Origin of the sequence: Pseudomonas sp. Tri1, from assembly GCF_017968885.1 — a bacterium.
Classification (GTDB): domain Bacteria; phylum Pseudomonadota; class Gammaproteobacteria; order Pseudomonadales; family Pseudomonadaceae; genus Aquipseudomonas.
In genome coordinates this window covers 2,257,106-2,277,113 of record NZ_CP072913.1, presented here as the reverse complement: position 1 = coordinate 2,277,113, position 20,008 = coordinate 2,257,106, and the positions used below count along the sequence as shown (strand labels likewise).

Genomic DNA, 20,008 nt, shown 5'->3' with positions numbered 1-20,008 from the left:
CGCCAGACGTTATCGCTCGCCCTCAGATATCAAGGACATCAACCCCGCCCGCGCAACATACTGTCCAACACCTCATCCCGCCGCACCCACGCGTGAAACAACGCCGCGGCCAAATGCACCAGCACGGTCAGGAACAACAGATAAGCCAGGTACCCGTGGGCCTTGCGCAGCAGTGCGAAGGTCTGGGCGTGCGCCGGCAGGATAGCGGGCAGTTGCAGCGAATGGCTGAGCATTACCGGGTCCCCCGCCGCCGAAATCATGCCCCAGCCCAATAGCGGCAGGACCAGCATCAAGGCATACAACAGGATGTGCGAGGCTTTAGCCGCCAACACCTGCCAGCCTGGCAGATCGGCCGGCAGCGGCGGCTGTCGGGTGTTCAAGCGCACCACAAGGCGAACGATCACCAGCAGCAGAATCGCTATACCCAGTGGCTTGTGCAGTTGCAGCAACCATTCATGGCGTTCGGACACCGAAGCGACCATGCCCGCGCCGATAAACAGCATGGCGATGACCATCAATGCCATCAACCAGTGCAGCAGCCGGGCCAGCGGTGCGAAGTGACGGGGCGCGCTCATGGGCGGGACTCCTGGGTGGCGGGCAGTTGGCTGACTTCGCTGGTGCGCCGCAGGTAGGAACTGGCATAAGCGGCAGAACGCGCGGCCAGCAGCGGGTCTTCGGAACCTTCGATACCATTGGGCAGGATCAGCGGGTCATAGTTGATATCGCGGCACTCGCCGTTGTCCTGCGCTTGGGTACGCTCCAGTACCAACGTGCCGGCATTGAGCACCTTGCGATCAGAAGGCCAGGGCTTGCTGGCATCGTTAACCGGGTCACCCGGATTGGCCAGGGTGATGTTCAACTGCCAGCGCAATGGCCCAGCGGCAAGGCGCTTGACCAGGTCTTGCTCAAGGAAATCAGCGCCCTGGGGTAACGGCGCGCCCCCGGCGTCCTGGCTCATCGGCACCACACTCCAGCGCACCGCCTGGCGTTGCCCTGCCGGGTTGACCAGATAGAACGCATTGATGCCGTTGTAGGTTTCAGTGGCATAGCTGGCCGACGGTTTGGCGGTCTTGATCCATTGCAGGAACGGCACGGCTTCCGGGTGCGCGGCAAAGAATGCTGGCACGGCTGCCGGGTTCGGCTTCCCGGTGGCCGGATCGGGTGATTGAGCCTGTTGAAATTGATAGAACGCTTCGGGCGTGCCCACCGGGAACACCGGCATGCTGTTCATGCCGGTACGCCACTGTTGGCCGTTGGCCTGGGTAAAGCGCAGTGCCAGGCTGCGGATCGGTACGCTGCCGTCCGGTGCGTAGGGGTTGCCGCTGGGCAGGGCGAAACGCCCAACCACCGGTGTTCGTGCATCCATAAACACCTGCGCGCGGGAATAGGCGCGGGCTTGCTCGGTGCTTTCGAAATAGCCGGCGACGCAGACACCTTTCGAGTGATTGCGCCGGAAGCCCGGGTGCACACCGTTATTTTTTTCCAACACGTTGACCAGCGCATTCGGCGTCAGACGTTGTGGGTCAAAGGTGCCGTTGACGTAGGCAAATGCCCCGGCCAGGGCGACGACGATCACCGCGATGCCGGCCAGGCGCAGCGTCAGGCTGGCGGTGCTCAGTGGCGGCCGACTCGGCAAAGAGGAAGGGTCAACCATAAAAAAGCTCCAGGGCTTGCGGAAAGAATCCGTCAGACGAAGGCCTGACAGGTTTATTCCCACGCCTCGTATTTATTTTTCCCGCGCTGGAATAATCTCGTTCGCGGATCGTCTTTCCAGTCCAGGCGCAGTGACTGCCCCAAGAAGCCCACTCCCATGAACGAACTCGACGAACAGCTGCGCATGCTCATCCCCCGGCTACGACGCTTTGCCGTGTCGCTGACGCGCAACCCCAGCAATGCCGATGACCTGGTCCAAGCATGCCTGGAGCGGGCGCTGTCCAAATGGAACGACAAGCGCCCGGACGGCGACCTGCGAGCCTGGCTGTTTTCAATTCTTTATCGGCAGTTTCTCGACGCCCATCGCCGTTCCCGGCGTTATGCGCGCATGCTGGAATTTTTCACCGGTCGCGACGATGCCCATCCTTCGGCCGAACGTAGCGTAATCGCGCAGTCGTCCCTCCAGGCCTTCGACCAACTCAGCACTGAACAACGAGCACTCTTGCTGTGGGTGTCGGTGGAGGGTTTGAGTTACCAGCAAGTCGCCGACATCCTCGGTGTGCCGACCGGCACCGTCATGTCACGCCTATCCCGCGCTCGCCAGGCCCTGCGCCAACTCAGCGAAGGCGAAATCACCCGCCCTACCCTGCGGATACTCAAATGATCAGCATGCCCCCCAATGAGAGCGACCTGCACGCCTACATCGATCGCCAACTGAGTGAAGCCGACCAGCACTTGATAGAAACTTACCTTCGTACCCATCCCGAGGTCGCCGCCCGGGTCCGGGCCTGGCAACAGGACGCACAACACTTGCGCACGGCCCTGAGTGGGGCCTTGCATCAGCCAACCAATCCGGATCTTGACCCGGCCATGATTCGCCAGCGCCTGAAATATCGATCTCGTCGCCACCTGGCCAGCGCCGCGGTGTTGCTGCTGGCGGTCAGTGTGGGCGGCATCAGCGGTTGGCAGGCGCGGGAAATGACCCTCCTGCGCGCGGCAGCACCCATGGCGGACGCCCTGCAGGCGTACCGGTTATTTGCCCAGCAAGGCATCCTCCCGGCCGATTACCAAACCGGTGACGAGCAGAGCATGCAAGACTGGCTCGACCGTTACTTCACCCAGGCCAACCGGCTGCCAGACCTGTCTGGCGCAGGTTTCAAGCCAGTCAGCGGCCGCTTGCTCAGCACCGAGCAAGGGGCGGCGGCCATGGTGGTTTACCAGGATCAAAGCGGTCAGAAGATCAGCTTCTACGTGCGCCCACCAGGCCCGAAAAACTTCCTGCTGCCCCGTGGCAGCCGTCGCGACGGCGAGCTGCAAGCCGAGTACTGGTCCGGACCGGGATACAACTATGCGATGGTCATACCCAGTGATACGCCGGCGGCGCAAAAGCTCCAGCAGACCCTCAACTTCTGAGCACCACGGTTCCCTGTGGGAGCGAGCTTGCTCGCGATAGCGGTGGTTCAGTCACTAGCGATGTTGACTGGCACACCGCTATCGCGAGCAAGCTCGCTCCCACAAGGGATCCGGGGCTCTCATCCCTGCCCAAACACCTGTGAAGGCCTGCGCAGCAGTGGGTCGAACGGGTTGACCCGCGGTCCGATCAGAGCCGCCTCGCGCTTGAGCATTTCCACCACCGTCGGCAGGCGATCAGGGCCCAGCCGATCACTCACTGTTGCCACACTCAGGGCCGCCACGGCCCGGCCTTCACGATCCAGGATGGGTACGGCCACCCCGGCCATGCCCTGCAACACGCCCGTATTACGTCCGGCATAGCCCAGTGCGCGCACGTTCTCCACCTCCGTGCGCAGGAAGACTTCGTCGTACAGATGGAAGTCCTTGAGCCGCGGCAGATTGTAATGAATCACCGTGTCGCGCTCCTCCTCCGGCAAGAACGCCAGGATGGCCAGGCTGCCCTGCCCCACGCCCAAGGCCACTCGCCCACCAATGTCGCCGGTGAACGTGCGGATCGGGAATGGTCCTTCACTGCGGTCCAGGCAGATCGCATCGAAACCGCTGCGCGCCAGCAAAAACAACGAATCCCCCAGGGAAGCCGACAGCCGCAGCATCGCTGGCCGCACAAGATCACGCAGGTTGCCAGAGTTGCCGGCACGGGCAGCCAAGGCAAAGAAATCCAGGCTCAGCCGATAGCGTTTGCTGCGTGCGTCCTGCTCGACCATGCCCTCGTCCATCAGACTGCGCAGCAAACGATGGGTGGTCGGCTGGGACAGGCCGATGCGCTGGGCCAACTGCGTCACCCGCTCCCCGCCTTCGACGGTGTCTCCCAGGCTGCGCAACACGGCGAACAACCTGGAGACGGCGCCCACCCCGACGTTACCCTTGCTATCATTCCGATCAGTGGAATCTGACATGTTATTTCTCGTCATAAAATTTGCTCAATGAATGAAACTGAAAATAGTCTTCGCTTCAGTGAAATAGCCCATTGAGCCCATCCTATTCTTCGTCCTACTCTGCGTCCAGACAGGGGCGATTCGAACAACAACGGCAGCCGACTCAAGCTCGAGCGCCAACGCACCCAGCGGCATCCTTTCGTATCTGCCCATAAAAAAGCGCGCCCCATGGCGACGCATAACAATCCCAGGTGGAGCGCAGCTATGGCTTTTGTGCGACTTGAAGGACTTGGCAAACGTTACGGCGACATCGATGCGGTGGTCGCCACCAACCTGTCGGTGGAGAAAGGCGAGTTCGTCTCGCTGCTGGGGCCCTCCGGCTGCGGCAAGACCACAACCTTGCAGATGATCGCCGGCTTCGTCGAAGCCAGCAGCGGACGCATCCTGCTGGACGGCCGCGACATCACCCACGCCAAGCCCGCCAGCCGTGGCCTGGGCGTGGTGTTCCAGAGTTACGCGCTGTTCCCCCACATGACCGTCAAGGACAACGTCGCCTTCGGCCTGCGCATGCGCAAAGTGGCCAATGCCGAGCTGCAACAACGAGTGGGTCGTGTGTTGAAGCTGGTACGCCTGGACCCACACGCCGAACGCTACCCACGGGAACTCTCCGGCGGTCAGCGCCAACGCGTGGCGCTGGCCCGGGCGCTGGTGATCGAACCGCCGGTGCTGTTGCTCGACGAACCACTATCCAACCTCGACGCCAACTTGCGCGAGGAGATGCAATACGAAATCCGCCGCATCCAGCGTGAAGTCGGAATCACCACCTTGATGGTCACCCACGATCAGTCCGAGGCGCTGTCCATCAGTGACCGCGTCGTAGTGATGCAAGCCGGACGCATCACGCAGATCGACGCGCCGTACACCCTTTACGAACACCCGCGCACCGAATTCATTTCCGGCTTCGTCGGCAAAGCCAACCTGCTGCCCGGCGTGCGGGACAGTGCGGGCGTCGTTCAAGCCTGCAGCCACGGCAATGGTGACCTGACCTTGAGCTTGCGCCCGGAAAAAATCGACCTGTGCGAGGCCGGTTCAGGGCGACTGCAAGGCACCCTCGTCAACCGCTTCTTCCTTGGCAGCCAGTGGCTGTACGGCGTCTCGACCAGCCTGGGCGAACTCTGTGTGGTGCGTCGCAACGACGGCTCGGCGCCCATGACCGAAGGCACGGCGGTGGGCCTTGACTGGGACCCGGCGCTGCTGCGAGTGCTGAGCGTGGACGAGGTGCCGGCATGAAGCTGATCGCCGGGATGCGCCGGGGCCGGCAAGGTTACTTGATGTCCGCACCGGCCTTGGCCTTGTACCTGGGCCTGCTGGTCATTCCGCTCGGCCTGACGCTGGTGTTGTCGTTCAACGTCTTTGACTACGGCTCGGGCATCAACGACGAGGCGTACACCTTCGACCACTACGCCAACCTGCTGGGTGACCCGTACTTCTACGAGATCTTTTTGCGCACGTTCTGGATCAGCGGCCTGACCACGCTCTTGTGTGTACTGATCGGCGTGCCCGAGGCTTATGTCCTCAGTCGCATGCGGGCGCCGTGGCGTTCGATTTTCCTGATCCTGATCCTCACGCCACTGCTGATTTCGGTGGTGGTGCGGGCCTTCGGCTGGAGCCTGTTGCTCGGCGCCGACGGCCTGGTCAACCAGACGCTGCAAGCCTTCGGCGGCTCACCGTTGAAGTTGCTGTATACGCCGTTCGCCGTGGTCATCGCCCTGGTCCACGTGATGCTGCCGTTCATGATCATTCCGGTCTGGACCTCGTTGCAGAAACTCGACCCGGCCGCCGAACAGGCTGCGCTGTCGCTGGGCGCGAGCCAGTTCACGGTGATTCGCAAGGTCGTGTTGCCACAGATCATGCCCGGCGTGCTGTCGGGCACCTTGATCGTGTTCGGCCTCGCCGCCAGTTCCTTCGCGATTCCCGGCCTGCTCGGTGGGCGCCGGTTGAAAATGGTCGCCACGCTGATCTACGACCAATACCTGTCGGAACTCAACTGGCCCATGGGCGCGGCCATTGCCGTCGCACTGCTGCTGCTCAACCTGCTGATCATGCTGTCGTGGAACCGGATGATCGAAGGCCGCTACAAGAAGTCATTGGGGTAACTCGTCATGTCCAGGAACGGTCCTTTCGCCCTGTTGTTTCATACCCTGGTGGTAGTGTTCATGCTGGCGCCGCTGGTGGTGGTCTGCCTCGTTGCCTTCACCCCGGAAAACACCCTGAGCCTGCCGACCAGCGAGTTTTCCCTGCGCTGGTTCCGTGCCGTGTTCGAGCGTGCGGATTTTGTCGATGCGTTCTACAACAGCCTGGTCCTGGCGTTCTGCGCAGCCTCGCTGGCGACGCTGATCGCGGTGCCGGCGGCCTTGGCGATCACTCGGCTCGAGTTCCCTGGCCGGGACTTTTTCAACGGCCTGTTCCTGTCGCCGATCATCATCCCGCACCTGGTACTGGGGGTGGCGCTGTTGCGCCTGTTTGCGCTGATGGGGGTGAACGGCAGCTTTGCCTGGCTGATCTTCGCCCATGTGCTGGTCATCACCCCGTATGTGCTGCGCCTGGTGCTGGCCTCGGCCATCGGCCTGGATCGCAGCGCCGAACAGGCCGCGCAATCGCTGGGGGCCGGGCGTTTCACACTGTTTCGAAAAATCACCTTGCCGATGATCCTGCCAGGGGTGGCCGGGGGATGGTTGCTGGCGTTCATCAACAGCTTCGATGAAGTCACGCTGTCGATCTTCGTCACGTCACCGGCCACGCAAACCCTGCCAGTGCGCATGTATGTCTACGCCACCGAATCCATCGACCCGATGATGGCGGCGGTGTCGGCGCTGGTCATTGGGTTGACGGCGGTGACCATGATTCTGCTCGACCGGGTCTATGGCCTGGATCGAGTCCTGGTCGGTAAACAATGAGGGCGCCATGGCTCTGCTGAAACGACTGGCCGAAGGCGACCGCCCGGCCCTGGACTTTACCCTCGACGGCGTACCTGCCAGCGGCCTGCTGGGCGACACGTTGCTGACCGCCGTGCTGACCAGCAGCGAACACCTGCGCGGCAGCGACTTCAGCGCCGAACCCCGGGCCGGTTTCTGCCTGATGGGCGCCTGCCAGGACTGCTGGGTCCGCCTGGGCGATGGCCGCCGCGTACGCGCCTGCTCGACCCTGCTCGAAGCAGGGCTGCACATCAGCCGCGAACCGGGGCGTCAGGTATGAACATTGTCGACAGCACCACAAATCCCCCGGCCCTGCCTATGAGGTGGCGATGAAATCGATAGCCATCATCGGCGCCGGCCCCGCCGGTATCCGTGCCGCGCAGACGCTGGTCGCCCATGGCGTTTACCCAATCCTGCTGGACGAGGCCGCCCGCGGTGGCGGGCAGATCTATCGACGGCAACCGCCCAACTTCAAGCGCTCGCCAGCCAAGCTATATGGCTTCGAAGCGCACAAGGCCAACGCCATCCACCAGGCCCTCGACGAACTGCGCGAACAGCTCGATTACCGTCCCGACACCTTGGTGTGGAACGCCGAGGCTGGTTTGCTGGACACCTTGCATGAGGGCCGCGCCGACCGCCTTGAGTACACCAAGGTGATCGTCGCCACCGGCGCCACTGATCGGATCCTGCCCGTGCCCGGTTGGACCCTGCCCGGGGTTTACAGCCTGGGCGCGGCGCAGATCGCCTTGAAGTTCCAGGGGTGCGCCATTGGTGAACGGGTGGTGTTCGCCGGCAGCGGTCCGTTGCTTTATCTGGTGGCGTATCAATACGCCAGGGCCGGTGCCAACGTGGTCGCGGTGCTCGACAGCTCGCCCTTCAGCGCCCAGGTTCGTGCCCTGCCCGGCCTGCTGGCCCAACCGATCACCCTCGCCAAGGGCCTCTATTACCGCACCTGGTTGACCGCCCGCGGCATCACCGTACAACAAGGGGCGAGCCTGTCGCGTATCGATGGCGAACGCCGGGTGCAGTCGCTCAAATGGCGCAGCTCAAAAGGCGAGCAATTCCTTGACTGCGACGCGCTGGCCTTCGCCCACGGCTTGCGCAGCGAAACCCAATTGGCCGACCTGCTGGGCTGCGAATTCACCTGGAACCCGCTCAATCGCGCCTGGTTGCCGAAGCGAGATCGCGCCGGTCGTAGCAGCGTGCCCGGGGTCTACCTGGCGGGTGACGGTGCAGGGATCATGGGCGCCGATGCCGCTGAAATAGCCGGTGAACGGGCGGCCCTGGCGCTGCTGGAAGACATCGGTTACCTGATCGACCCGCAGCGTTGTACGCAGTTGGAACAATCCCTCGAACGCATCGGCCATTTCCGCCAGGGTCTGGAACACGCGTTTGCCTTCCCCGAAGGTTGGGCCGCCGAAGCCGTTGACCACCTGATGCTTTGCCGCTGCGAAGAAGTCAGCGTCGGTGACATCCGCCAGGTGGTGGGCGAAGGCCATTGGGAGATCAACCGGGTCAAGGCTCATTGCCGGGTCGGCATGGGCCGTTGCCAGGGACGGATGTGCGGTGCTGCGGCAGCGGAGATCATCGCCCACGAGAGTGGCCGGCCGGTCTCCAGCATCGGCCGCTTGCGGGCCCAGGCGCCGATCAAACCCGTGCCGTTCGGCCTGGAGGTCGAGCCATGATCGAGGTGGATGTGGTGATCGTCGGCGGCGGCATCGTCGGCGCCTCGGCCGCGTTGTTCCTGAGCCAGGCCGGACGACGGGTGGCATTGCTGGAGCGGGACTTTTGCGGCTCGCACTCCAGCGGCGTGAACTACGGAGGCGTGCGTCGACAGGGACGGCCGTTGTCGCAACTGCCCCTGTCGCAACGGGCTCATGAAATCTGGGGCCAGTTGCCTCGATTGATCGGCATCGACGGTGAGTACCAGCGCAGCGGTCACCTGAAACTGGCCCGGAGTGCGCAAGATATGCAAGCGTTGCACGATTACGCCGCCAGTTGCCAGGGCTTCGGCCTCGATTTGCAACTGCTGGATCGCAATGAGTTGCGCGCCCGTTTCCCATGGGTCGGTGCGGTTGCGGTCGGAGCATCGCTGTGCCCGGATGACGGCCATGCCAACCCGCGCCTGGTATCACCGGCCTTTGCCCAGGCTGCCCGCAGGCATGGCGCACAGGTCCGCGAACAATGCCCGGTCAGCGGCGTCGAACATGACGGCCAGCAATTTGGCGTACACACCGAGGTAGGCCTGGCATTTCGCGCCCCCTGGTTGCTGAACTGCGCCGGCGCCTGGGCCAACCATTTCGCCGCGCAGTTCGGCGAAGCCGTGCCCATGCACGCCGGCCACCCGGCGATGCTGGTGACCGAGCCATTGCCCTTGGTGATGAACGCCAGCACCGGCGTGGAGGGCGGCGGCATCTATGCGCGCCAAGTCGCTCGCGGCAACTGCGTGCTGGGGGGCGGTCAAGGTTTTGCCCTGGACGACGCACGCGCCCGCCCCGGCCAGAACGCCGTGATCGACATCCTGCGCCAGGCGGTCGAACTCTATCCGTTTTTGCAGGGTGCCCAGGCGATTCGTACCTGGAGCGGCACCGAAGGTTACCTGCCCGATCGCCAACCGGTGATCGGCCACAGCGGCACTCAACCTGGCCTGTTGCATGCGTTCGGCTTCGCCGGCGCGGGCTTCCAGATCGGCCCGGCGGTGGGCCAGGCACTCACCGAGATCATCTGCAGCGGTGCATCAACCACACCGCTGGATGCGTTTTCCATCACCCGGTTTCACTCCATCTCCGTTGCTTGATAGAGGAAGGTCGCGCCAATGAATAACGTCAAACGCAGTGCACTGTTCGGTTTCTGCTCGCTGGGTTGCGCTTGCCTGGGCGCCCTGCTCCCGGTCAGCCAGGCGTTGGCCGAGCCGACGCTTTACCTGGGCATGAACGGCGGCACCATGGAGCGGCTCTACGCCGACAAGGTCTTGCCGGCCTTCGAGAAAGCCAACAACGTCAAAGTGGTGATCGTGCCTGGCACCTCCGCCGACATCCTGGCCAAAGTCCAGGCCAGTAAAGGCAACCCGCAGATGCACGTGATGTTCCTCGATGACGGCATCATGTACCGCGCCATCGCCATGGGGCTGTGCGACAAGCTCGAGGACAGCCCGCCCCTGGCACAGATCCCGGCCAAGGGCCGCATCAAGGAACAGGCCGTGGCGGTCAGCCTCGGCGTGACCGGGCTGGCCTACAACACACGGCTGTTCAAGGAAAAAGGCTGGAACGCGCCGACATCATGGATGGACCTGGCCGACCCACGTTTCAAGGACAAAGTGGTGTTCCAGTCAATGGCCTCATCCACGTTTGGCTTGCACGGTTTCCTGATGTTCAACCGGATCCAGGGCGGCAGCGAGGCCGACGTCGAGCCGGGCTTCAAGGCTTGGCCGAACACCGTCGGACGCAACGTGCTGGAATACATCCCGAGCTCGGCGAAAATTTCCGAAATGCTGCAGACCGATGAAGCCGCGCTGTTCCCGCTGACACCCACCCAGGTGACTGCGCTGAAACTCAAGGGCATGCCGGTCGAATACGCGCAGCCGAAGGAAGGCGCCGTGGTGCTCAACGTCGCCGAATGCGCCATCGCCCAAAATACCCAACCGGAGCTGGCACAGAAGCTCGCCGCCTTCCTGCTGACGCCCGAAGCCCAGGCCATAGCCCTGGAAGAAGGCGACCAGATCCCGTCCAACCCCAATACCCCGACCACCGACAAGACCCGGGGCCAGGTGGAAGCGATGAAGCAATACCTGGAAACGGCGATTGCAGTGGATTGGGACCAGGTCAACGAACAACGCCCAGCCTGGAATGCCCGGTGGAACCGCAGCATCGAGCGCTAGAGCGATCGACTGTGGCGAGGGGAGGAACACTGCTGCGGGAGCCGATGAAAACAGCGCGCTCGTAGAGAAAGAGAGGCGCCGGCATCGCGTGCAAGCCTTGCTCCCACAGAGAAATCCCTCGCCACAGGGTTTTGTGTTGGGCTGATTATTGGTTAACTGTCTGGCTTCGGACTGTGCGTCCGCCCCTTGATCAACAGCGACCCCCTCCATGGATACCCTCGCCCAACTGCGCGCCGGCCAGCTCTCAGGCATCACCCGGCTGGACCTGGCCTGCGGCCTGACGCAGTTTCCCCGGGAAATCTTCGAGCTGGCCGACTCCCTCGAAATTCTCAACCTCAGCGGCAATCAACTGGATTCGCTACCCGACGACCTGCATCGGCTGAGCCGCCTGCGCGTGCTGTTTTGTTCGGACAACCGCTTCACTGAGCTGCCCGAAGCCTTGGGCCGTTGTGCTGCGCTGACCATGGTCGGCTTCAAGGCCAACCGCATCGAACGCGTCACGGCTGCCGCCCTGCCACCGCAGCTGCGCTGGCTGATCCTGACCGATAACTGCATCAGCCAATTACCCGATGAGCTGGGCCACCGCCCGCCTCTGCAAAAGCTGATGCTGGCCGGTAACCGCCTGCGCCAGCTGCCTGCGAGCCTGGGCCAGTGCCATCGCCTCGAACTGCTGCGCATCGCCGCCAACCAACTGACCGAATTGCCGCAAGAGTTACTGGCGCTGCCAAGCCTCAGTTGGCTCGCCTACGCGGGTAATCCGCTGGAAACCCAGGCCGAGGCGGCAGCCCTGAATACCACAACGCCCATCGATTGGTCACAACTGAGCCTGCAACAACAACTGGGCGAAGGTGCGTCGGGAGTGATTCATCAGGCGCTGTGGCAGCCGCCGGGCCAGGAGGTTCGAAAAGTCGCGGTGAAGCTGTACAAGGGCCAGATGACCAGCGACGGCTCCCCCCTGCATGAAATGCATGCCTGCATCACTGCAGGTCGGCATCCGAACCTGATTGAAGTGCTGGGCCAGATTGTCGGGCATCCCGAGGAACAGACCGGGCTGGTGATGGCGCTGATCGAGCCCAGTTATCGCAACCTCGCCGGGCTGCCGAGCCTGGCGTCGTGCACCCGCGACGTGTACGCCGACGCGCTGCGCATGAGCGCCCCGGTGGCCTTGCGCATCGCCCGGGGCATCGCCTCGGTGGCGGCGCACCTGCATCGCCAGGGGATCACCCATGGGGATTTGTACGGGCACAACATTCTTTGCAACGACCAAGGCGATTGCCTGCTGGGGGACTTTGGCGCGGCGTCGTTTCACGCCACCACGGACACCCTGCAAACCCGCGTACTACAGCGCATCGAGGTGCGGGCCTTCGGGATTCTGCTGGGGGAATTGATGGCGCGGATTGAACCGCCGCTCGGTGCTATGGACCTGGCGAGGTTGCAGGATCTGCAGGTGCGTTGTTGTCAGCCAGAGGTGCTGGCGCGACCGGGATTCGAGGAAATTGAAGGGTTGCTGAGCGAGTTCAAGTACACCGGTTGAGTCAGCACCCTTGTGGCGAGGGGATTTATCCCCTCGCCACAAGGGAGTCGTACTGCTTAACCCGCCAACCCGACAAACATATCCTGCACATCATCATGGTTGTCGAGGCCTTCGAGGAACGCTTCGACTTCAGCCATCTGCTCGTCGGTCAGGCCGCTGACCGGGTTCTTCGGCTGATAGCCCAACTTGGCCGACAACACAGTAAAGCCCTGCTCCGGCAGCGCCTTCTGCACGGCATCGAGGTCGGCAGGATCGGTAAGGAACAATGTCGCGCCTTCTTCGCCCGGCTCGAAGTCCTGGGCGCCAGCCTCGATGGCGGCCATTTCCGGATCGGCATCCGGGCTGTCCGGTGCGGCCTCGATCATGCCGACATGGTTGAAGTCCCAGGCAACCGAACCCGAGGCCCCCAGTTGGCCCTTGCGGAACGCCACACGAATCTCGGCAACGGTGCGGTTGATGTTGTCGGTCACGCATTCCACGATCAGCGGCACCTGATGCGGTGCGAAGCCTTCGTAGGTGACGCGGTGGTATTGCACGGTTTCGCCGAGCTGGCCAGAGCCTTTCTTGATCGCACGTTCCAAGGTCTCGCGGGGCATGGAGGCCTTCTTCGCCTGCTCGACCACCAGGCGCAAGTGCGCGTTGGTTGCGGTGTCGGCGCCGTTGCGCGCGGCAATGGTGATTTCTTTCACCAGCTTGCCGAAGATCTTGCCCTTGGCGTTGGCAGCCGCTTCTTTGTGTTTAACCTTCCACTGTGCGCCCATTACTCACTCTCTTGTCTGACGCGCCGAGACATCTGCCGGCCGGCGCTGTGGCGCAAGTTTATACGGCCTAAACCGGCTGATCGACCAAAAAATTCACGCTATTGAATCGACATTTCCACAGGATGTTGTAGGGGTTTTCTGAAATAGCGATTCGCTAGCACCGTTTCACCCTGGGGTTTCGTACCCTCTGCGCTTCTCTCTCTGCAAGTAAGAACGGCGATGCGCAACGACACGGAAAGTCCCTTCAGCCTGACCCTCACGCAAAGCGACTTGCAATTGCAAGTATTGCGGTTCAATGGTCGTGAAGCCCTCAACCAGCCTTACCGCTTTGACCTCGAACTGATCGGCCTGGCGCCGCCACTGAACCCCGACACCCTGTTGGGGCAACCGGCCTTCCTGCGCCTGGACGCCGAAGCGGGCATCCATGGGATTGTCCACAGCGTCAGCCTGAACGCGCATGACTCGCAGCGCATTGGCTACCGCTTGACCTTGGTTCCTTACCTCCAGCGCCTGGAGCAAGGCCCGCAGCGACGAGTTTTCTATCGACTCAGCGTTGTGCAGGTGCTGCAGCGGCTGTTGGAGGACAACGCGCTGCCCGCCCACAGCTACCGTTTCGAGCTGCCCCATGGGCAGTACCCGAGCCGGCCTTTCTGCATCCAGTACGAGGAAAGCGATCTGGATCTGCTGCAGCGCTTATGCGAGGAAGAAGGCATCCACTATCACTTTGAACATGCCCTCCATGGGCATGTCCTGGTGTTCGCCGAAGACCCTGGAAGCTTCCCGGCGCGGCCGGTCGAACTGACCCTGCGCCAAGACACCAGTCTGCCATCGGCCGTACAGCGGCTCTACCAGCGTCACCGTTCAATGGCGCCTGGCTCGCCAGCCGGCTTCAGCGACCGGGCAAGCAGCGAAGCCGGGGATCTGGCGGCGAATCATGCCTTTGACGGTGTCGACCACGAGACACTGCGCGGCAACCCGTCGCTGGCGCATCGTTACCAGGTCGGTCGCCGAAACCTTGAACGGCTGCGTTGTCGGCAACAGGAGATACACGGCCACAGCAGCCAGTCGGCCCTGCGCAGTGGTCATATCGCGCAGATCTGCGAACATCCGGTATCGACCTTCAATGACCAATGGCTGATCACCGAGGTCCAGCATCGCGGGCGGCAATTTTCCATCCTTGAAACCCATTTGCCGCCCACACCGCCAGCCCAGGACTATCGCAACCGATTCTCAGCCATTGCCTGGTCCACCGTGTTCAGGCCGACACTCAAGCATCTCAAGCCCCGCATCCCCGGCTATCACATCGCCCGTGTGCTCGGCCCTGCCGGCCAACCGGCCAGGCCGGATGAGCGCGGCCAAGTCCAAGTCAGCCTATGGACCCCGGATGAGGAAGGCATCACGCTGCCCGTGTCGCGACTGACGCTGGACGCCAGCCCCACCCTGATGGCCGGCAGTGAAGTACTGGTGAGTTTTCTCGATGGCGACCCCGATCGACCCGTGCTGTGCCCCGGGATTATCGACAGCGGTGGCGGGCAGGCCGCTGCGTCACCGAAATCAGCGCCGGGCAACGATGACGCGGGTCTGTTGCTTGACTGGCTCCTGAACCCACCGGACACAACGTCCTGAACTGTCTGTTCGGTAGCAAGGGGCCTGCGCCCACTCGGCTGCACAGCCTGCGCGCTCCTGCGAAAGCACTTTCCGGATCTTCGTGCCGGTAAAACTGATTTGGCTCATGCAAACCCAGCGAAACGGGCTTACAGTAAAAGCACAACGCCGCTCAAGACGGCGCTTTACCCTGATGCTGGAGATACCTGCAATGCCCTGGAAAAACTCAGAAAGCCGCTACAGTACCGTCACAGTCACCTTGCATTGGCTGATGCTGGTTTTGCTGGCCGTGGTTTATGCCTGCATCGAGTTCCGAGGGATTTTTCCCAAGGGCAGTGGCGGAAGAACCCTGATCAAGGAAGCGCATTTCATGCTCGGCCTGACGGTGTTTGTGCTGGTCTGGCTGCGTCTGTTCGCCCGCAGCATGGGTAAGGCACCGGCGATTTTCCCGGCGTCGCCTGCGTGGCAAACCCTCCTTGCACGCTTGATGCACTGGGCACTGTACTTGTTCATGATCGCCATGCCGCTGCTGGGCTGGCTGATCACCAGCGCCGAAGGGCATCAAGTGATGTTCTACGGTTTCGATTTGCCGCTGCTCATCAATCAAGACAAGGATTTTGCCAAACAGCTGGAAGGCTGGCATGTGCTGGGCGGGACCATCGGCTATTGGTTGATTGGCCTGCATGCCCTGGCGGGCCTGTATCACCACTACATAGTGCGCGATAACACGCTGCTGCGGATGATGCCCAAACGCGGTTGATCGCCGGCTATTCGAAACCCCGGCGGCCTTGCAAGCCGCCGGTGTGAACGAAGATCAAGCGAGTGCCAGGAGCAAACCGCCCTGCCTCGACCTGCGCCCTGAGCAACATCAGTGCCTTGCCGGTGTACAACGGTTCCAGCTCGATAGCGTCGGTGGCGCCGATGAAGGCGCTGAGTTGGGCATCGACCCGGGCGAAACCGCCTCGGCTGCCGTCGAACAATTCATAAAGCGGATGGGCAAGTCCCGCCGCCTCCACGATGCTTTCGACCTGCTGCGCCACGCCATGGTCCTGAGGCACCGCCAGCACACCGTAGACCGGGCGCTCTCCCGCTTCGGCCAATACCAACCCCGCCAACGACGTGCCGGTACCGCAGGCCAACCACCAGCCGTGATAATCCGTCCACCCCAACGCCGCCAGTTGCTCACGGGCACGGGTCACCCAGCTCATGCAACCCTGGGCGCCGGGCAATCCTGAACCGCCCTCGGGTACCGGATGCAGATGTGGATATTGCCCCTGCCAGGGCCCCCAGAAATCCGCCGCATGCCGCGCTCGGTATCCACCATAACCCAACCAGTGCAGCGTCATGCCGAACGCTTGGAGGTCGAGCACCGTTGGCGTTTCCCTGGGATGGCCGCGCAGCAGCCCGACCGTAGGAAAGCCGAAACGCTTGCCTGCCGCCGCCAGCGCATGCAGATGGTTGGAGTAAACGCCGCCCAGGCTCATGAGCCCCTCGGCGCCGGCCTCATGAGCAGCGCGCAAATGGTGATGCAGCTTGAACCACTTGTTACCGCTGATCAGCGGATCGATCCGGTCCAGACGCAACACCGCCACTTCAACTGCAGCACGGGCAAGCCAGTCCAGATGAAGGGGTTCGAGGCGGGGTTGGGGGTGCCAATCGAGGGCGGGGAGAAGCATTGCGGCAGGCCGGTCGAAAATATGCCGGCATCTTAACAGCTCGGTCGCAGGTGACTTCAGGATCTGAATTCCCCCCATCCCTCTGTGGGAGCGAGCTTGCTCGCGATGGCGTCGGACCAGTCAACATGGATGTTGAATGTAATGCCGTCATCGCGAGCAAGCTCGCTCCCACAGAGGACCGGGTTATCCTTGAGCGGGCGCCTTACAACTGCGCCGCCAACCGCGATCCCTGGTTGATCGCCCGCTTGGCATCCAGCTCCGCCGCCACGTCGGCACCACCAATGAGGTGGACATTCTGCCCCGCCGCCACCAAGCCTTCCTGCAACTCGCGCAGCGGATCCTGGCCGGCGCAGATCACGATGTTGTCCACTGCCAGCACTTGCGGCTCGCCAGCTTCACCAATGCGAATGTGCAGGCCTTCGTCGTCGATCTTCAGGTACTCGACGCTGTTGAGCATCTGCACCTGCTTGTTCTTCAGGCCCGTGCGATGAATCCAGCCAGTGGTCTTGCCCAGGCCGTCACCGACCTTGGATGCCTTGCGCTGCAGCAGGAACACCTGGCGTGCCGGTGCGTGGGGTTCGGCCTTGATCCCGGCCACGCCGCCACGCGCCTGGAGCTGGGTGTCGATCCCCCACTCCTTCCAGAACGCTTCACGGTCCTGGCTGGTGGCAACGCCCTGATGGACCAGGAATTCCGATACGTCGAAGCCAATACCGCCGGCACCGATTACCGCCACGCTATGGCCTACCGGCTTGCGCTCCAGGATCACGTCCAGGTAGCTCAACACCTTGGCATGCTCCACACCAGCAATCGCCGGCACACGCGGCGCGATGCCGGTGGCAAGGATGATCTCGTCGTAACCGCCCGCCACCAGTCGCGCCACATCCACCCGGGTGTTGAGGCACAGCTCGACATTCGTGGTCTGCAACTTGCGATTGAAGTAACGCAGGGTTTCGAAGAACTCCTCTTTGCCTGGCACACGCTTGGCGATATTGAACTGGCCGCCGATTTCGCTGGCCGAATCGAACAGCGTCACCTGGTGCCCCCGCTCGGCCGCCACCGTAGCGGCAGCCAACCCGGCCGGGCCGGCACCGACCACGGCGATTTTCTTCACCTGGGTCACCGGCAAGTAGTTGAGTTCGGTTTCGTGACAGGCCCGCGGGTTCACCAGGCAACTGGTGAGCTTGCCGCCAAAGGTATGGTCCAGGCAGGCCTGGTTGCAGCCAATGCAGGTGTTGATTTCATCGCTACGGCCCGCCGCGGCCTTATTGACGAAGTCCGGATCGGCCAGGAACGGCCGTGCCATGGAGACCATGTCGGCGTCGCCTTCGGCCAGGATCCGCTCGGCCACTTCCGGAGTGTTGATACGGTTGGTAGTGATCAGTGGAATATTCACCGAACCGCGCAGCTTGGCCGTGACCTTGCTGAACGCCGCTCGCGGAACCTTGGTGGCGATAGTGGGAATTCGCGCTTCGTGCCAACCGATACCGGTGTTGATAATCGTCGCGCCGGCCTGCTCGATGGCCTTGGCCAATTGGACGATCTCGTCCCAGGAACTGCCACCCTCCACCAGATCGAGCATCGACAGGCGAAAGATAATGATGAAATTCGGACCGACCGCCTCGCGCACCCGTCGCACGATTTCCACCGGCAGACGCATGCGGTTTTCATAGCTGCCGCCCCAGCGGTCAGTACGGTGGTTGGTGTGGGCTGCCAGGAACTGGTTAATGAAATAACCCTCCGAGCCCATGATCTCGACACCATCATATTCGGCCTGCTGAGCCAGTACCGAACAAGTGACGAAGTCGCTGATCTGCTTTTCGATACCCTCCTCGTCCAGTTCCTTGGGCTTGAACGGGTTGATCGGCGCCTGGATCGCACTCGGCGCCACTTGCTTGGGGCTGTAGGCGTAGCGCCCGGCATGGAGGATCTGCATGCAGATCTTGCCACCGGCCTCGTGTACGGCGCGGGTGACGATCTGGTGCTTGCGGGCCTCTTCTTCAGTGGTCAGTTTGGCGGCACCGGAGTACACGCCGCCCTCGTCGTTCGGCCCGATACCACCAGTAACCATCAGGCCCACGCCGCCTCGGGCCCGCTCGGCAAAATAGGCCGCCATGCGTTCGAAACCGCCGGGCTTTTCTTCCAGCCCCGTATGCATCGACCCCATCAGGGTACGGTTGCGTAACGTGGTAAAACCCAGGTCCAACGGGGCCAACAGGTGCGGGTAATGAGAGGCGGTCATCGGTCACTCCACAACGGGCAATCACGGGAAATACGGAAGCTCTGCGGCTTCCCTCTGTCATGACCGACAGCCTAAGAGCCAGGATGCGCTCACTCAATGACCGTAACTGACAACTTAATGATCCAAATGCGCAGCGCCCCTTGGCAACGCCCACGGTGGGCCCTACCCTAGTCATTGAATCCGCACACGGCCGCTGACTGTCCCCATGCGCAAATTTCTGTACCTGCTGTTTTCACTGGCCTTGATTGCCGCCCTGATCACCTACGCACTGTGGACGATGGACCGTCCGGCGGGCCATTACCTGTCAGACCTTCGCATCAACCTGGCGGTCGACCAGGGCACACCCGCCGACCGGGGCAACTTGTTGGGCATCCAACCCGAGTTATTTCCCACCGACTACCAGAGCCCCGAGCACCTGCGTCGCAAACTGGCGGCCTATTTGCAAAACGCTCGCGACCTGGGCTTTCTCAATGACAAAACCATCGTGGTCTTGCCCGAGCACATCGGCACCTGGCTGATGGTCAGCGGTGAAAAAGACGAGTTGTATCAGGCTGCCACATTGAAGGACGCCATGAACTGGCTGGCGGTCAGCAATCCGCTGGCGTTTACCCGCGCCTTGTTCAGTGCTCAAGGTGACAACCGACTGGACGATGCCTACCTGCGCATGAAGGCCGATACCATGGCCCATGACTATCAGACACTGTTTGGCGGGCTGGCCAAGGAATTCGGCGTGACTCTGGTGGCCGGCTCCATCGTGCTGCCCGAACCCAGCGTCAGCGAAGGTGAACTGAAGATTGGCCGCGGCGCGCTGTATAACAGCAGCCTGGTGTTCGGTCGCGACGGACGACCAATCGGCCAGCCCCAGCGCCAACAACATCCCGTGTTCGAACAACGAGACGTACTGGGGGCCGCCCCCCCGAACGCAACCCGCGTCATCGACACCCCTGCCGGGCGCCTGGGCGTGCTGATTGGCAGCGACAGCTGGTACCCCCGCCACTATCGGCAACTCGATGACCAAGGCGCACAACTGATCGCCGTGCCCGCCTTCATCATCGGTCGCGACACGTGGAACAAGCCCTGGGGTGGTTACAAAGGCCTGTCCACGCCGAGCGAAGTGAGCCTCAAGCCAGGCGAAGTCAGCGAAGGCCAGGCCTGGCATCGCCTGACGCTGACTAGCCAACTGCCCACCAGCCGGGCCACAGCTGGCGTCAGCGTCTTCCTGCGGGGCCAATTCTGGGACAGCGCCAGCACAGGCCAGAGTTTCATCAGCCACAACGGCGAACACTTCCCCGACGGCGAGGCTCGTGGCGCCCGTCTGCTGAACCTTTGGTTGTGAA

General features: G+C 62.5%; 19 protein-coding genes. 13 read left to right on the top strand and 6 right to left on the bottom strand.

The window, feature by feature from the left end; genetic code table 11:
- Positions 1 to 38 precede the first annotated feature (38 nt).
- Both J9870_RS10130 and J9870_RS10125 read right to left on the bottom strand, forming a co-directional pair.
- Positions 39 to 575, bottom strand: coding sequence for a cytochrome b (locus J9870_RS10130; RefSeq protein WP_210643762.1), 537 nt, complete (start codon positions 573 to 575; stop codon positions 39 to 41).
- On the bottom strand, positions 572 to 1,654 hold the full coding sequence (locus J9870_RS10125) for a catalase family peroxidase (RefSeq protein ID WP_210643761.1): 1,083 nt from the start codon (positions 1,652 to 1,654) through the stop codon (positions 572 to 574). The genes J9870_RS10130 and J9870_RS10125 overlap by 4 nt, the downstream gene beginning before the upstream one ends.
- A gap of 156 nt (positions 1,655 to 1,810) precedes the next feature.
- Here J9870_RS10125 and J9870_RS10120 point away from each other — a divergent pair, with 156 nt between their 5' ends.
- Both J9870_RS10120 and J9870_RS10115 read left to right on the top strand, forming a co-directional pair.
- Positions 1,811 to 2,317 (top strand): sigma-70 family RNA polymerase sigma factor, encoded by a 507-nt coding sequence (locus tag J9870_RS10120; RefSeq protein ID WP_210643760.1) that lies wholly within the window; start codon positions 1,811 to 1,813, stop codon positions 2,315 to 2,317.
- Positions 2,314 to 3,066 carry an anti-sigma factor gene (locus J9870_RS10115; protein ID WP_210643759.1) on the top strand — a complete coding sequence of 251 codons (753 nt, stop codon included), beginning with the start codon at positions 2,314 to 2,316 and terminating at the stop codon, positions 3,064 to 3,066. The genes J9870_RS10120 and J9870_RS10115 overlap by 4 nt, the downstream gene beginning before the upstream one ends.
- Before the next feature lie 119 nt (positions 3,067 to 3,185).
- Here J9870_RS10115 and J9870_RS10110 read toward each other — a convergent pair whose 3' ends face one another.
- Positions 3,186 to 4,022 carry an IclR family transcriptional regulator gene (locus tag J9870_RS10110; RefSeq protein ID WP_210643758.1) on the bottom strand — a complete coding sequence of 279 codons (837 nt, stop codon included), beginning with the start codon at positions 4,020 to 4,022 and terminating at the stop codon, positions 3,186 to 3,188.
- Positions 4,023 to 4,265: 243 nt separating this feature from the next.
- Between J9870_RS10110 and J9870_RS10105 the strand changes: the two genes are divergently transcribed.
- From J9870_RS10105 to J9870_RS10070, 8 genes are all read left to right on the top strand, one after another.
- Complete coding sequence (locus J9870_RS10105; RefSeq protein WP_210643757.1) at positions 4,266 to 5,291, top strand: ABC transporter ATP-binding protein; 1,026 nt, start codon at positions 4,266 to 4,268, stop codon at positions 5,289 to 5,291.
- Positions 5,288 to 6,157 (top strand): ABC transporter permease, encoded by an 870-nt coding sequence (locus J9870_RS10100; protein WP_210643756.1) that lies wholly within the window; start codon positions 5,288 to 5,290, stop codon positions 6,155 to 6,157. The genes J9870_RS10105 and J9870_RS10100 overlap by 4 nt, the downstream gene beginning before the upstream one ends.
- A 6-nt stretch (positions 6,158 to 6,163) precedes the next feature.
- The gene (locus J9870_RS10095; protein ID WP_210643755.1) at positions 6,164 to 6,958 is read left to right on the top strand and encodes an ABC transporter permease; all 795 of its coding nucleotides are present in this window, start codon (positions 6,164 to 6,166) and stop codon (positions 6,956 to 6,958) included.
- Between the two features lie 7 nt (positions 6,959 to 6,965).
- Positions 6,966 to 7,256 carry a (2Fe-2S)-binding protein gene (locus J9870_RS10090; RefSeq protein ID WP_210643754.1) on the top strand — a complete coding sequence of 97 codons (291 nt, stop codon included), beginning with the start codon at positions 6,966 to 6,968 and terminating at the stop codon, positions 7,254 to 7,256.
- A gap of 49 nt (positions 7,257 to 7,305) precedes the next feature.
- Positions 7,306 to 8,661, top strand: a complete 1,356-nt coding sequence (locus J9870_RS10085) for an FAD-dependent oxidoreductase (RefSeq protein ID WP_210643753.1) — start codon at positions 7,306 to 7,308, stop codon at positions 8,659 to 8,661.
- Positions 8,658 to 9,773: an FAD-dependent oxidoreductase gene (locus tag J9870_RS10080; protein ID WP_210643752.1), complete on the top strand. Its 1,116-nt coding sequence runs from the start codon at positions 8,658 to 8,660 to the stop codon at positions 9,771 to 9,773. The genes J9870_RS10085 and J9870_RS10080 overlap by 4 nt, the downstream gene beginning before the upstream one ends.
- Before the next feature lie 18 nt (positions 9,774 to 9,791).
- Complete coding sequence (locus J9870_RS10075) at positions 9,792 to 10,853, top strand: ABC transporter substrate-binding protein (RefSeq protein ID WP_210643751.1); 1,062 nt, start codon at positions 9,792 to 9,794, stop codon at positions 10,851 to 10,853.
- 208 nt (positions 10,854 to 11,061) lie between these two features.
- The gene (locus J9870_RS10070; protein ID WP_210643750.1) at positions 11,062 to 12,387 is read left to right on the top strand and encodes a protein kinase; all 1,326 of its coding nucleotides are present in this window, start codon (positions 11,062 to 11,064) and stop codon (positions 12,385 to 12,387) included.
- Between the two features lie 56 nt (positions 12,388 to 12,443).
- Here the strand turns inward: J9870_RS10070 and J9870_RS10065 are convergent, their stop codons facing one another.
- Positions 12,444 to 13,148, bottom strand: a complete 705-nt coding sequence (locus J9870_RS10065) for a YebC/PmpR family DNA-binding transcriptional regulator (protein ID WP_003199952.1) — start codon at positions 13,146 to 13,148, stop codon at positions 12,444 to 12,446.
- Positions 13,149 to 13,367: 219 nt separating this feature from the next.
- Between J9870_RS10065 and tssI the strand changes: the two genes are divergently transcribed.
- Both tssI and J9870_RS10055 read left to right on the top strand, forming a co-directional pair.
- On the top strand, positions 13,368 to 14,774 hold the full coding sequence (tssI, locus tag J9870_RS10060; RefSeq protein ID WP_210643749.1) for a type VI secretion system tip protein TssI/VgrG: 1,407 nt from the start codon (positions 13,368 to 13,370) through the stop codon (positions 14,772 to 14,774).
- A 190-nt stretch (positions 14,775 to 14,964) separates the two neighbouring features.
- Positions 14,965 to 15,513 (top strand): cytochrome b, encoded by a 549-nt coding sequence (locus J9870_RS10055; protein WP_210643748.1) that lies wholly within the window; start codon positions 14,965 to 14,967, stop codon positions 15,511 to 15,513.
- A 7-nt stretch (positions 15,514 to 15,520) separates the two neighbouring features.
- On the opposite strand, the gene J9870_RS10050 is transcribed toward J9870_RS10055, so the two are convergent.
- Positions 15,521 to 16,429, bottom strand: coding sequence for a pyridoxal-phosphate dependent enzyme (locus tag J9870_RS10050; protein ID WP_210643747.1), 909 nt, complete (start codon positions 16,427 to 16,429; stop codon positions 15,521 to 15,523).
- 202 nt (positions 16,430 to 16,631) lie between these two features.
- The gene (locus tag J9870_RS10045; protein WP_210643746.1) at positions 16,632 to 18,671 is read right to left on the bottom strand and encodes an NADPH-dependent 2,4-dienoyl-CoA reductase; all 2,040 of its coding nucleotides are present in this window, start codon (positions 18,669 to 18,671) and stop codon (positions 16,632 to 16,634) included.
- A 205-nt stretch (positions 18,672 to 18,876) separates the two neighbouring features.
- Here J9870_RS10045 and J9870_RS10040 point away from each other — a divergent pair, with 205 nt between their 5' ends.
- A complete protein-coding gene (locus J9870_RS10040) occupies positions 18,877 to 20,007 on the top strand; it encodes a carbon-nitrogen hydrolase family protein (protein ID WP_210643745.1) in 1,131 nt (376 codons plus the stop codon).
- Position 20,008: the final 1 nt, after the last annotated feature.